Origin of the sequence: uncultured Roseovarius sp. (assembly GCF_913057115.1) — a bacterium.
GTDB lineage: Bacteria > Pseudomonadota > Alphaproteobacteria > Rhodobacterales > Rhodobacteraceae > Roseovarius.
Genome location: NZ_CAJXNN010000016.1, coordinates 12,199 through 24,998 on the forward strand (window position 1 = coordinate 12,199; position 12,800 = coordinate 24,998).

Sequence of the window (12,800 nt, forward strand, 5' to 3'; positions counted from 1 at the left end):
CAATGGCCATTGAAACCGCGACCGACGGCGCAATGGCCCCGGTGATGGCCTTTGCCCTTGTGGGCGCGCTTGGGGTCGGCTCGCAATGGCTGGCGTGGCGCCTGCGGATGCCTGCGATTGTCTTGATGCTACTGGCCGGGCTTCTGGTGGGCCCGGTTCTGGGTGTGTTCGACCCCGAGCGTGATATCGGCCCGCTTATGGGGCCGATGATTTCGGTCGCTGTGGCGATCATCCTGTTCGAGGGTGGCCTGACCTTGAGCCTCCATTCCCTGCGTGGCGCGGCTGAGGGTGTGAAGCGTCTGGTTGTCGTCGGAGCGCCCTTGGGCTGGCTTTTGTCGACATTGGCGCTGCGCTATGTGGCGGGGCTGGATTGGGCGTCGTCCGCTGTTTTCGGGGGCATCATGATCGTCACCGGCCCGACGGTGATCGCCCCGTTGCTGCGTCAGGCGCGTCTGAACCATCGCCCGGCGCAATTGCTGCAATGGGAAGCCATCGTCAATGACCCGATCGGCGCCTTGGCGGCGGTGTTGGCTTTCGAAGTTGTTCTGGTCCTGCAAGCGGCGGAAACGATGGGCGACGCGGTCTGGGATATCGTGCGCGGGATCGTGGTGGCCAGTGTGCTGGGGGCCGCTGGCGGTTGGGTCATCTCCGAAGGTTTCCGGCGGGCCTATGTGCCGGAGTTCATGAAGGTGCCGGTGCTGTTTGCTGCGCTTTTGGGCATCTTTGCCCTGTCGGATTACGTGTTGCACGAAAGTGGGCTTTTGGCGGTGACGGTCATGGGCATCTGGATCGCCAATGCCGATCTGCCGAGTTACACCGAGCTTCGCCGGTTCAAGGAGCACGCGACGATCCTGCTGGTTTCGGGCGTGTTCATCCTTTTGGCGGCCAGTATGGATTTTGAAACGCTGGCGCTTTTGGATTGGCGCGCGGTGGGATTGGTTCTCGTGGTAATCCTCTTGGTGCGACCCGTTACGGTGTTGTTGTCCTTGGCCGGTACAGGTTTGCCGATGAAAGAGCGGCTTCTGGTGGGCTTCACGGGGCCGCGCGGTGTCGTACTGGTGGCGGTCGCCGGATTATTCGGTGAGAGGTTGGTTGCCGAAGGTATTGAAAAGGCGGCGCTTTTAACGCCGCTCGCCTTTGCCTTGGTGGCGGCGACGGTCGTCTTGCATGGCTTTTCCCTGCGTCCGATGGCGCGTGCGCTTGGGCTGGCCGGGGCGGCGACGCCGGGGGTGATCATCGTCGGTGGGTCACGATTTGCGGCCTCGCTGGCCAAAGCTCTGGGCGAGTTGGAGGTGCCGGTGCTGGTGACCGATGCCAACCGTACACGCCTGCGGGCCGCACGCGAGGAAGGGCTGCCGGTGTTCTTTGGTGACATCCTGTCGGAAGCCGCCGAGCACGGGGTTGAGATCATGAGCTACGGCAAGGTGATCGCCGCGTCGGACAATGACGCCTATAACACGCTTGTGGCCACCGACCTTGCGCCGGAATTTGGCCGTGAGAACGTGTTTCAGTTCAAGCGTGCGAAACAGGACAGCCGCCGCCATGCCCTTCCCTCGACCTTGGGCGGGCGGGCCATTGCGGGTGGTCTGACCTACTATGAAATTGCCTCGAAGATGAACACCGGCTGGGAGGTTCGAAGGACCCGGCTTAGCGAGGACTATACGCTTGATGACTGGCGAGAGGCGAATCCGGATGCGGTGCTTGTCGCCGAGGTGCCAGAGGGCGGTGACCTGCGCATTCTGGCCGAGGACGCCACGCCGAAGGCGGTACCGGGAACCCGCCTTTTGGCGTTGTCGGAACGGCGCGAAACGCGGAATGACGAGGCAAGGCAGGATTAAGCAATCTGTGGCCAATCTGGGGCTGCCAGTATGCGAGGGAAATACGCGCAAGCATGGATGCGGGAGAGTTCAGGGACAAGGTTGTCGTGATCCTGGCCGCGGGGTGCGCCGAGGGCCGCGATCTGGCGCGCATGGCGGCCTGCGCCGGGGCGCGCGTGGTTGTGGTGGACCACGATGCGGAGCAGGTGAAGGCGATCGCCAAAACCGCGCCGGACCGGATCGAGGCGTTGCATCTCGACGCCTTGCGCCCGGCGCATTGCCAGTTGCTCGGCACGACATGGGCGGCCGAACCGCTGGACCTTTTGATCCATTGTCAGGCGTTGCGTACGCCGCACCGGGCTGGGGCGGCCGTTCAGGGGATCGCGGCGCTGACCGAAGGCTTGTCAAAAGGGCTGACGCAAGGCCGGGGCCGTGTGCTTGTGCTGTTTTGGCCGGCAGCACCCGATGCCGGGCCGGGGCCTGCGGCGCTGATGCAAGCGCTTGAGGCATTGCCACCGCTCATGCAAGCCGAAAGCTGGGCCGGGGGGCTTGCGGTGACCGGGCTTCGCCTGCCGCGCACCAAAGCCACGGTCAAAAGCCTGCGCCGCGTGGTCTGTGGCCTGATGGCCGAAGATACGGCTTTTGCGCCGGGTGTGGTTTTGCCCTTGGCCCCTGATCCGATTGACGCGGGCGGTAACGGTGTTAAACCGACGCGCGACGAATGAGGGATAACACCATGAACCTTTTCACCGAAATCCATGCACTGGTTCTGGAAGCGCTGGCCGCGATGCAGGCCGATGGCGCGCTGCCCGAGGGGCTGGACCTTGGCAATGTGACGGTTGAGCCGCCGCGCGACCCCGCGCATGGCGACATGGCCACCAATGCCGCGATGGTGCTGGCCAAGCCCGCCAAATCCAAGCCCCGCGATATTGCCGAAGCACTGGCGACCCGTTTGCGCACGGATGAGCGGATCACGCAGGCCGAGGTGGCCGGGCCCGGCTTTCTGAACCTGCGGCTGGCCCCGTCGATGTGGCAGGCGGTAATGCGCTCCGCTCTGGAAACCGGCGATGATTTTGGCCGTTCTGACATGGGGCAGGGCAAGCGCGTGAACGTCGAATACGTCAGCGCCAATCCCACCGGCCCGCTGCACGTGGGCCACACGCGCGGCGCGGTCTTTGGCGATGCTTTGGCCAGCCTGCTGGATTTCGTGGGTTATGATGTGACCCGCGAATATTACATCAACGATGGCGGCGCGCAGGTCGATGTGCTCGCACGGTCGGTTTACCTGCGCTACTTGGAGGCCCATGGCCGCGAGGTGGCTTTCGAGGATGGCACCTATCCGGGCGATTACCTGATTGCCGTGGGCGAAGCGCTTATGACCGAGGTGGGCGAGGCCTATGTCGATCAGCCCGAAGCGGTCTGGCTGGCCGAAGTGCGGGCCTTTGCGACCGACGCGATGATGGGGATGATCCGCGAAGACCTTAAAGCGCTTGGTGTAGAGATGGATGTCTTCTTTTCGGAAAAATCGCTTTATGGCACGGGCCGGATCGAAGAGGCATTGAAGGCGCTGGAGGCCAAGGGCCTGATCTATGAAGGCGTGTTGGAGCCGCCCAAGGGCAAAAAGCCCGAGGACTGGGAGCCGCGCGAACAGACGCTGTTCAAGTCCACCGAGCATGGAGATGACGTGGACCGGCCCGTTAAAAAGTCCGACGGAAGCTGGACCTATTTCGCCCCCGATATCGCCTATCACTATGACAAGGTGGAACGCGGGTTCGATATGCTGATCGACGTCTTCGGCGCCGATCACGGCGGTTATGTCAAACGGATGAAGGCCGCCGTCTCGGCCCTTACGGATGGCAAGGTGCCGCTGGATATCAAGCTGACGCAGCTTGTGAAGCTCTACAAGAACGGTGAACCCTTCAAGATGTCGAAGCGGGCAGGCACCTTCGTGACCCTGCGCGATGTTGTCGATGCCGTGGGCAAGGATGTCACACGCTTCCACATGCTGACCCGCAAGAACGACGCGCCGCTGGACTTCGATTTCGATAAGGTGTTGGAGCAATCCAAGGACAACCCGGTGTTTTACGTGCAATACGCCAATGCCCGGGTGAACAGCGTTTTGCGCAAGGCGCGCGAGGCGGGGATTGACGTGGACGACGCCACGCTGGCCAAATCCGATCTGGCCAGCCTGACGCATGAGGCCGAACTGGCCGTTGCTAAGAAATTGGCCGAATGGCCGCGCATGGTGGAAATTGCAGGCCGCACGAACGAGCCGCATCGCGTGGCCTTTTACCTTTATGATCTGGCAAGCGAATTGCACGCGCTTTGGAACCGGGGCAACGATGATCCCTCCCTGCGGTTCTTGCAGGAGGGCGACGCGGCCACGTCACAGGCGAAAATCGCGCTGGCGCGGGCCACGACCGTTGTTATTTCCGCAGGTCTTGGTATTCTTGGCGTAACTCCGGCCGAGGAGATGCGGTAACAAATCGCACAGAACGCGCCGGGGCGAGGCAGATTAAGCAAACCCCGGCGGCCATGTACCGCCGTGGCAGTGAGGCGAGAAATGGCAGATATGCACGGGGCGCAGCCGGGCGCTGCGCCGGAGCAGAACAATGGATTTGCACGAATGGCCAATCTGGCGGGTGCGGCGGTATCGCTGACGCTGATCGTCGGGATTGGTATATGGGGCTACAAATTGTTGGTGCGCGACGTGAGCGGTGTGCCTGTGGTGCGCGCCGCCGAAGGTCCGATGCGCATTCAGCCCGACGATCCGGGTGGACGGCAAGCACTCAACCAAGGGCTGGCCGTCAACGAGGTGGCCGCAGAAGGCACGGCGGCTGGCCCGGTCGAGCAATTGATCCTTGCGCCCGAACCGCTGGATTTGACGCTCGAGGACACCCCGCCAACCGAAGTGGCCGCTGCGCCTGAGGATGAGGTAAGCCCCACAGCCGAGGCGGCAGAGCAGTTGAGCGCCGAGGATGAGGCCGTACAACTGGCCGCGGTCGAGGCCTTGGCGCAAGAGCTGACCGCCGGCGCCGCCCCGCTTGAAGAACTGGCCCCCGTGACCGAAGAAACCCCCGAGGCAAAACCGCAACCCGCGGTCACCGAGGGGATGGGCGTGTCCTTGCGTCCGAAATTACGCCCCGCGAACCTGTCCAATGTACAACAGGTTGCCGCAGTTGCGACCACGGCAGGCCCGCGCGACGTGGACCCTGACAATATCCCCACAGGAACCCGCCTTGCCCAGCTTGGTGCCTTCGAATCCGCCGAGGTGGCTCGCAAGGAATGGACGCGCCTGTCCGGCCGGTTCGAGGATTACTTGCAGGACAAGGACCGTGTGATCCAGAAGGCGCAAAGCGGCGGGCGGACCTTTTACCGGCTGCGCGCCATGGGCTTTGACGACCTGAGCGATGCGCGGCGGTTCTGTTCGGCTCTGGTGGCGGAAAACGCCGAATGCATCCCGGTGGTGACGCGGTGAGCGGCATTGGGGCCTGTATCCTTGATGCCGAAGGCCTGCGCCTGACCCCTGACGAGAAACAATTTTTCGCCGAGGCCAACCCCTTTGGCTTTATCCTGTTTGCCCGTAATATCGACACGCCCGAGCAAGTGCGTGCGCTTTGCGATGAACTGCGGCAGGCCGTTGGGCGCGAGGCGCCCATCACCATCGACCAGGAAGGCGGGCGGGTACAGCGATTGCGCGCGCCTGCGTGGCGCGAATGGTTGCCGCCCATGGAGCATGTCGGGGCCGCAGGAGAGCGGGCCGAAGAAGCCATGTACCTGCGCTATCGCCTGATCGCACATGAACTGCGCGATTTGGGAATCGACAGCAATTGCGCCCCCTTGGTGGATGTCGCCAGTGATGCCACCCACCCCTTCCTGAAAAACCGGTGCTACGGCACCGATCCGGCGCAGGTGGCGCGCATTGGTCGCGCCGTGGCCGATGGCATGTTGGAGGGCGGGGTGCTTCCAGTACTCAAGCATATTCCCGGACATGGCCGCGCCCAGGCGGATAGCCATCTTGAACTGCCCGAGGTCGATGCCGCGCGCGAGCAGTTGGAGGCGGTGGATTTTCTGCCCTTCAAGTTGCTCAACGGCCTGCCGATGGGGATGACTGCGCATCTGGTCTATTCGCAGATTGATGACCGCCCCGCGACCCTTTCGCCGGTGATGATGCAAGTGATCCGCGAGGATGTCGGCTTTGATGGATTGGTGATGACCGACGATATCTCGATGAAGGCTCTGTCCGGGTCGCTTGAGGATATCGCCGCAGGGTCGATCGAGGCGGGCTGCGATGTGGTGTTGCTTTGCAATGCCTCTTTGGACGATCGGCGTGCCGTCGCCGCAGCCTCGGGGCAACTTTGGGGGGCGTCCGAGGCCCGCGCCGCACGCGCGATTGCCGCGCGGCAGACCCCGACGGAGGTTGACATTCCCGCCCTTGAGGCAAAGCTGGATGCGCTGATATCAAGGCGCGGTAATGGCTGAGGACGATTTCGAGACAGAAACCACGGTGACCAGTGTCTCCGACCGGATGGCGGCGGAGGCGTTGATCGTTGATGTGGATGGGTTCGAAGGCCCTTTGGACGTGCTTCTGACCCTGAGCCGCACGCAGAAAGTTGACCTGCGGAAGATCTCGGTTCTGGAGTTGGCGCAGCAATATCTCGCCTTCGTGGAGCGCGCAAAGCAACTGCGTATCGAATTGGCCGCGGATTATCTTGTGATGGCGGCATGGCTGGCGTTTCTGAAATCGCGATTGTTGCTGCCGCCCGACCCTGAAGAAGAGGGGCCCTCTGGCGAGGAACTGGCCGCGCATCTGGCGTTTCAACTTGAGCGTCTTCAAGCCATGCGCGAACACGCTGCAAAGCTCATGGCGCGTGATCAGATGGGCCGCGATTTCTTTGCGCGGGGCATTCCCGAGGATGTGCAAAGGGTCAAGACGGTGACCTATACCGCGACGCTTCTGGACCTGATGCAAGGCTATGCGCGCATCCGCACGAAGGATGAATTCCGCCCATATACAATGGACCGCGAGGCGGTTTTCACCTTGGAGCAGGCCTTGGAGCGCATGCGCCCCCTGATTGGTTTTGCCGGGACCTGGACGGATATTTCAACCTATCTGCCCGAGGATTTTACCGGCGATCCGGCGCGTTTACGCTCGGCCACGGCCTCGACCTTTGCGGCCTCTTTGGAGTTGGTGAAAGAAGGCCGCGCCGAGATCAGGCAGACAGAGACATTCGCACCCATCGAGTTGCGCCGTAAGGATTAAGAGCATGTCGGAAGATATTGAAAACGCACAAGAAGATAGCGTTGACGCGCAAGCGGCAGAAAGTCTTTTCGAAGCTCCGCCCATCGCCGAACAAGAGCGGATGTGCGAAGCGATCCTCTTTGCCTCGGCTGAGCCTGTCAGCATCAAGGAGATGGAGGCACGCATGCCGCATGGCTGTGACGCTGCCGAGGCCGTGGTGCATTTGCGCAAGCGCTATGAGGGGCGCGGGGTGCGTGTGGTCAAGGTGGGCGATGCATGGGCCATTCGCACGGCCCCTGACCTTGGCTTCCTGATGCAAAAGGAAACCGTCGAGACCCGCAAGCTATCGCGCGCGGCGATCGAAACGCTGGCGATTATCGCCTACCATCAACCCGTCACCCGTGCCGAGATCGAGGAAATCCGTGGCGTATCCGTCAGCCGCGGCACAGTGGACCAACTGCTTGAGATGGAGTGGATTCGCTTTGGTCGTCGGCGGATGACGCCGGGCCGCCCGGTGACATTCGTCGTGACGCAGGAATTTCTGGATCACTTCGGGCTGGAATCAGCCCGCGATCTGCCAGGGCTCAAGGAATTGCGCTCGGCGGGCTTGCTGGAAAACCGTCCGCCGCCCGGCACCATGCCCCAGATGGGCGAAGGCGACGAGGATGCCGAGGAAGAAACGGAAGAAGGGCAAAGCGAGCTTTTCGAGGATTGAGCTCACAACAAAATTCGGGCCTTGCCCTGAAAATTGCATGATTGCGTGTTATATGCCGACCCAGAGGCAGAGAAGGAGGGCGCAATGAACGCCAACCAGATTATCAATATGGTGATGCGCATCGTGATGCGTAAAGTCATCGGTGCCGGCATCAACAAGGGCATGGGCGCAATGAGCAAGGGCCGCAAGTCCAAGCAACAGCGAGACCCCGGCGATCAATAGATCTTGGGCGCTTTCAAGCCCGGAAGTGCTTGGACAGTTTCAGGCCTTGACCCTGATAGTTGGATTTGATCCCCGCGCCATAAAGCTGCTGCGGGGCTTGATCCATGTGTTCATAGACCAAGCGGCCGACGACCTGCCCATGTTCCAGCACGAAAGGCGCTTCGTGGCACCGCACCTCCAATACCCCGCGTGATCCTTTGCCGCCCGCTGCGTCATGTCCGAAACCGGGGTCAAAGAACCCCGCATAATGCACCCGGAATTCGCCCACCATGGCCAGATAGGGGGCCATTTCGGCAGCATAGTCGGGGGGGATATGCACCGCCTCGCGGCTGACAAGGATATAGAAAGCACCGGGGTCAAGGATGATGCGCCCTGTTTCGGAATGCACCTCTTCCCAGTATTCCGCCGCCTCGTAGCCCGCGATGTTATCAAGGTCGATCACCCCGGTATGCGGTTTGGCTCGATAGCCCACCAGCGTTCCTTTTTCGGGCTTCAGATCGACAGAGAACCCCAAACCATCGCTGATCACCGCCTCGCCATCCACCAGCGGCGTTTCGGTGTGTAAAGCGCGCAGGGCATCGTCAGACAATTGCGCCTGACCCGCGCGGAAGCGGATTTGATTGAGGCGCATGCCGGGCCGCACCAGAACCGAGAAGGAGCGCGGGCAAATCTCGGCATATAGCGGGCCGGAATACCCTGGTGCGATACGGTCAAATTCGGTGCCGCCATCGGTGATGGCACGGGTCAACAGGTCAAGCCGCCCGGTCGAAGATTTGGCATTGGCCACCGCCTGCATATCGGCGGGCAGGTCCAGATGCTCCATCAGCGGCACAACGTAGACGCAACCCTTTTCCAGAACTGCGCCTTGGGACAGGTCGATGCGGTGCATTTCGAACTCGTCCAGACGGTCGGCCACCGTCCGGCTTTGCCCGGCCAGAAACGAGGCGCGTACGCGGTAGGCCACGGTGCCAAGGCGCAAATCAAGGCTGGCGGGTTGGACTTGTTCGGGCAGGATAGCGGGTTGGGCCGAAAGGCGGCCATCGGCGATCAGGGCCGAAATCTGTTGGCTTGCCAAAACACCGGTCATTGTCGCCCTCCCTGCGCGGGCGCCCTGCATCGGATCATGCCGGGGCAGGGGCCTGTGATGTCGGGGGCGGTTTGAAATGGTCGGGCTAGCAGGATTCGAACCTGCGACCTCCCGTCCCCCAGACGGACGCGCTACCAGACTGCGCTATAGCCCGACTGACGCGTTACATACCTGTTTTCGCACCGGGAACAAGGGGGATTTTCGGGTTTTTTGACGGAAACTCAGCCCGCGGAACGCGCGCCATCGTGCAAGGCGCGCAGGCGCTCCATGAGCGGTGCAAGCTCCTTGGCCATAGAGGGATCAAACCCATCCTTGCGGGAGAGCAACTGCGACAGAAGGCCGGGATCGGCATTTATGTCGTCGGTTGGGTCCTCGGGCACCTCGACCTGTGCCGGGGCGGCGGCGGGAACATCATCTTCGGGCGTGTCAACCTGTGGCGCTTCCTCTTCGGCGGCAGGCGTCGTTTCGTCCGCGCTGTCGCTTTCGGCCTCTCGGTGGCGCAGGAAACTCGGCATGACGGGGGCTTGCGGTTCTTCCGGTGCCTCGCTCTCGGTGGGTGTCTCGTCGGCATCCGCCAGCGCATTGAGCACCGTGTCCTCGACACCCTCGGGGGCGCCACCGGCCAAGGTATCAGGGGCCTGTTCCGGCGTTGTGTCGTCCAAAGTTGCAGGCGCTGCCTCGGGCAGCGTGTCTTCACCGATGCCAGCCAGAGTATCCGGGGCTTGATCGGGTTTGGCGATTGGATCGCCGTCGTCCGAATACTCGGGCTCATCTTTCAGCTCGGCGGTCGGCTCTGCGATCTCGGACTTGGCGGATGAGGACTTGAAATTCACCACTGTCGCGCTGTCAGGGGGAGCAGGCTCGGCATCAAGGGTGATACCGCTGGATGCGCCGTCAACTTCCAAGCCTTCTTCGAGGGGTTGGGACATGGCCGAAACGTGTTTGACGCCCTGTTCACGCAGGATTTTTTGAACGCCCTTGATGGTCATGCCATCGTCGTGCAGCAGTTTCTTGATCCCACCCAGAAGCAGCATATCCGTGGGCCGATAATAGCGCCGCCCGCCGGCCCGCTTGACCGGTTTGACCTGACTGAACTTGCTTTCCCAAAACCGCAGGACATGCGCTGGCGTTTCAAGCCAATCGGCAACTTCGCTTATGGTGCGAAAGGCATCTGCGGATTTGGGCATCTATGCGATCCGTGCCTAGCTTTTGTTGCCCGCCGCCACGCGTTCCTTCATCAGGTGCGAGGGCCGGAAGGTCAGAACGCGGCGCGGCTTGATCGGAACCTCTTCGCCGGTCTTGGGGTTGCGGCCGACGCGGGCCGATTTCTCGCGCACCGAAAAGGTGCCGAAAGACGAAATCTTGACCTGTTCACCCTTGGCCAGCGCGTCGGACATATGCGCCAGCACGCTTTCCACCAATTGCGATGAGTCATTGCGCGACAGCCCGACCTCTTGGAATACGGCCTCGCTCAAATCCAGTCTTGTTAATGTTTTATTATTCATCACGACCCCTCTGTCTTTGAAAGGACTTTAGGACCGAAGGATTTTCCGAGTCAATGTCAACGGCTTGCAGGGTGTTCTTTAAGCGGCGGAAAACAGCGATTTTTTGCGAGTCACCAGCGCAAAACCACGGCACCCCACGCTAGACCGCCACCAATCGCTTCGGAAAGGACAATGTCACCCGGTTTGATCCGGCCCTCGGATACGCCCACCGAAAGGGCCAGCGGGATTGACGCCGCCGAGGTATTGCCATGGTCTTGCACGGTGACGATGACCCGATCCATCGGCACGCCCATCTTCTTGGCCGTGCCTTGGATGATGCGGATATTGGCCTGATGCGGGACGATCCAATCCACGTCGGACCCCTGCATGCCGATCTTCTCCAGCGCGGTGTCGGCGGTCGAGGTCAGTTTTTCAACCGCCTGCCGGAAAAGCGGGTTGCCTTGCATCCGAAGTTTGCCAGCCGACCCCGAGGTCGACACCCCGCCATCGACATAGAGCATCTCCCGATAGCGCCCGTCGGAATTCAAATCCGCCGAGAGAATCCCTCGATCGGCATTGGTCCCGTCTCCTTCCTGTGCGCAGAGGACCACAGCGCCCGCGCCATCGCCGAACAACACGCATGTCGACCGGTCGGTCCAGTCCATAATCCGGCTGAAGGTTTCGGCGCCAATGACCAAAAGACGTTTGGCCTGACCGGCAAGGATAAGGGCGTTGGCATTGGTCAGCGCGTAAATGAACCCGGCACATACCGCTTGAACGTCAAACCCGAAACCGCGGGTCATGCCAAGGTCTCGCTGGACCATGGTGGCCACTGACGGAAAGGTCAGGTCGGGGGTTGAGGTGGCAACGAGAATACCGTCGATGTCGTCGATATTCAGCCCTGCGTTCTCAAGTGCCGCGCGTGCCGCGTGGACGGCCAGATCTGATGTCGTTTCATCATCCGCGGCAAAATGCCGACGCTCTATCCCAGAACGTGTCCGAATCCATTCATCCGATGTGTCGAGAGATTTTTCGAATTCCGAGTTTGGGACGACGCGATCAGGTAAGTAGTGCCCCACGCCCTCGACAACGGCGCGCAATGTCATTCTTTTTCACCGTTGGCTGAGTCTTCGGTGGTGGCATCTTGTTCGAGCATCGAGGCGGATGCAACCCGGGCCGCGAGTTTTTCGTTGAAGCCCGTCTGCGCCAGTTGAAACGCCAGTTTGACGGCCGAGGATACCCCCATTGCGTCGGCCGAGCCATGCGATTTCACCACCGTGCCATTCAGGCCCAGAAAGACACCGCCATTGGCGCGGCGCGGGTCGATCCGCTTTTTCAAACGCCGCAGTGAGGTCAGCGCCAAGAGCGAGGCCAGGCGCGACAGGGGCGAATAGCGGAACGCTTCTTTCAACAGATCCGAGATCAGCCCGGCGGTACCTTCGCCGGTCTTGAGCGCCACGTTGCCGGTAAATCCATCGGTCACGATCACGTCGCAAGTGGTGCCGGGCAGGTCTCGCCCCTCGACAAAGCCGACGAATTCGAAATCCGCATGCCGCGCGTTGGCCGAGATAAGGTCATGGGCCTCTTTGAGTTCAGCGCGGCCCTTGTGCTCTTCGGTGCCGACGTTCAGCAAGCCAACACGCGGGCGTTCCAGGTCGAACCCATTGCGCGCGTAGGATACTCCCATGAGCGCGTATTGCATCAAATCCTTGGCGTCGGCGCGGATATCGGCACCGCCATCCAGCATGATGTTGAAACGCTGCGGGTTTTGCGATGGCCACAAGACGCCGATCGCGGGGCGGTAAATTCCGGGAAGTTTTCGCAGGCGCATGACCGAAAGCAGCATCAGTGCGCCGGTGTTCCCACATGACACACATACCGTCGCCTCGCCGTCGCGCACCGAATCCAGCGCCGACCACATCGAGGTGTCGCGGCCGTGGCGCAAAACATGTGCCGGCTTGTCTTCCATCGCGACCACATCGGGCGCGTGGCGAACCTCACACCGGCCTGCCAAGTCGCGGCGCTTGGCGACCAATGGTTGAAGCACGTCTTTCTGACCGTGCAGGATAAAACCGATGTCAGGGTTCTTGTGGGCCGAACGGGCAACGCCGGCAACAACAGCTGCCGGCCCCTGATCGCCACCCATGGCGTCTACGGAGACAATGATGCGCCCGCGCGCTGCGGTCGACTGATCCACTGGTGCAGTCATGCGGACGCCCGCCCTTTGGCTTTA

Annotated in this window: 13 protein-coding genes and 1 tRNA gene; 8 read left to right on the forward strand and 6 right to left on the reverse strand. The window is 61.6% G+C overall.

The annotated features are described in order from the left end of the window. Positions 1–2: 2 nt before the first annotated feature. From QZ498_RS08540 to QZ498_RS08575, 8 genes are all read left to right on the forward strand, one after another. On the forward strand, positions 3–1,838 hold the full coding sequence (locus QZ498_RS08540) for a sodium:proton antiporter (protein ID WP_294621456.1): 1,836 nt from the start codon (positions 3–5) through the stop codon (positions 1,836–1,838). Positions 1,839–1,891: 53 nt separating this feature from the next. Beyond that, positions 1,892–2,542 carry a hypothetical protein gene (locus QZ498_RS08545; protein WP_294621457.1) on the forward strand — a complete coding sequence of 217 codons (651 nt, stop codon included), beginning with the start codon at positions 1,892–1,894 and terminating at the stop codon, positions 2,540–2,542. Between the two features lie 11 nt (positions 2,543–2,553). Beyond that, positions 2,554–4,299: an arginine--tRNA ligase gene (gene argS, locus QZ498_RS08550; RefSeq protein WP_294621458.1), complete on the forward strand. Its 1,746-nt coding sequence runs from the start codon at positions 2,554–2,556 to the stop codon at positions 4,297–4,299. 81 nt (positions 4,300–4,380) lie between these two features. Next, complete coding sequence (locus QZ498_RS08555; protein ID WP_294621459.1) at positions 4,381–5,295, forward strand: SPOR domain-containing protein; 915 nt, start codon at positions 4,381–4,383, stop codon at positions 5,293–5,295. Then, on the forward strand, positions 5,271–6,299 hold the full coding sequence (gene nagZ, locus QZ498_RS08560; protein WP_294621460.1) for a beta-N-acetylhexosaminidase: 1,029 nt from the start codon (positions 5,271–5,273) through the stop codon (positions 6,297–6,299). Before QZ498_RS08555 ends, nagZ begins: the two co-directional genes overlap by 25 nt. Next, a complete protein-coding gene (locus tag QZ498_RS08565) occupies positions 6,292–7,080 on the forward strand; it encodes a ScpA family protein (RefSeq protein ID WP_294621461.1) in 789 nt (262 codons plus the stop codon). The genes nagZ and QZ498_RS08565 overlap by 8 nt, the downstream gene beginning before the upstream one ends. A 4-nt stretch (positions 7,081–7,084) precedes the next feature. After that, positions 7,085–7,774 carry an SMC-Scp complex subunit ScpB gene (scpB, locus tag QZ498_RS08570; RefSeq protein WP_294621462.1) on the forward strand — a complete coding sequence of 230 codons (690 nt, stop codon included), beginning with the start codon at positions 7,085–7,087 and terminating at the stop codon, positions 7,772–7,774. 84 nt (positions 7,775–7,858) lie between these two features. Further along, positions 7,859–7,996: a hypothetical protein gene (locus QZ498_RS08575; protein ID WP_294621463.1), complete on the forward strand. Its 138-nt coding sequence runs from the start codon at positions 7,859–7,861 to the stop codon at positions 7,994–7,996. Between the two features lie 13 nt (positions 7,997–8,009). On the opposite strand, the gene QZ498_RS08580 is transcribed toward QZ498_RS08575, so the two are convergent. The 6 genes from QZ498_RS08580 to plsX all read right to left on the reverse strand — a co-directional run bounded on the left by QZ498_RS08580 (position 8,010) and on the right by plsX (position 12,776). Next, positions 8,010–9,083 (reverse strand): 2'-deoxycytidine 5'-triphosphate deaminase, encoded by a 1,074-nt coding sequence (locus QZ498_RS08580; RefSeq protein ID WP_294621465.1) that lies wholly within the window; start codon positions 9,081–9,083, stop codon positions 8,010–8,012. 77 nt (positions 9,084–9,160) lie between these two features. Continuing rightward, a tRNA-Pro gene (locus QZ498_RS08585) sits at positions 9,161–9,237 on the reverse strand. Positions 9,238–9,304: 67 nt separating this feature from the next. Next, positions 9,305–10,270 carry a MerR family transcriptional regulator gene (locus tag QZ498_RS08590; protein WP_294621466.1) on the reverse strand — a complete coding sequence of 322 codons (966 nt, stop codon included), beginning with the start codon at positions 10,268–10,270 and terminating at the stop codon, positions 9,305–9,307. A gap of 15 nt (positions 10,271–10,285) precedes the next feature. Then, positions 10,286–10,588, reverse strand: a complete 303-nt coding sequence (gene ihfA, locus QZ498_RS08595; RefSeq protein ID WP_294621467.1) for an integration host factor subunit alpha — start codon at positions 10,586–10,588, stop codon at positions 10,286–10,288. Positions 10,589–10,698: 110 nt separating this feature from the next. Further along, the gene (locus tag QZ498_RS08600) at positions 10,699–11,673 is read right to left on the reverse strand and encodes a beta-ketoacyl-ACP synthase III (RefSeq protein ID WP_294621468.1); all 975 of its coding nucleotides are present in this window, start codon (positions 11,671–11,673) and stop codon (positions 10,699–10,701) included. Next, on the reverse strand, positions 11,670–12,776 hold the full coding sequence (gene plsX / locus QZ498_RS08605) for a phosphate acyltransferase PlsX (protein WP_294621469.1): 1,107 nt from the start codon (positions 12,774–12,776) through the stop codon (positions 11,670–11,672). Before plsX ends, QZ498_RS08600 begins: the two co-directional genes overlap by 4 nt. Positions 12,777–12,800: the final 24 nt, after the last annotated feature.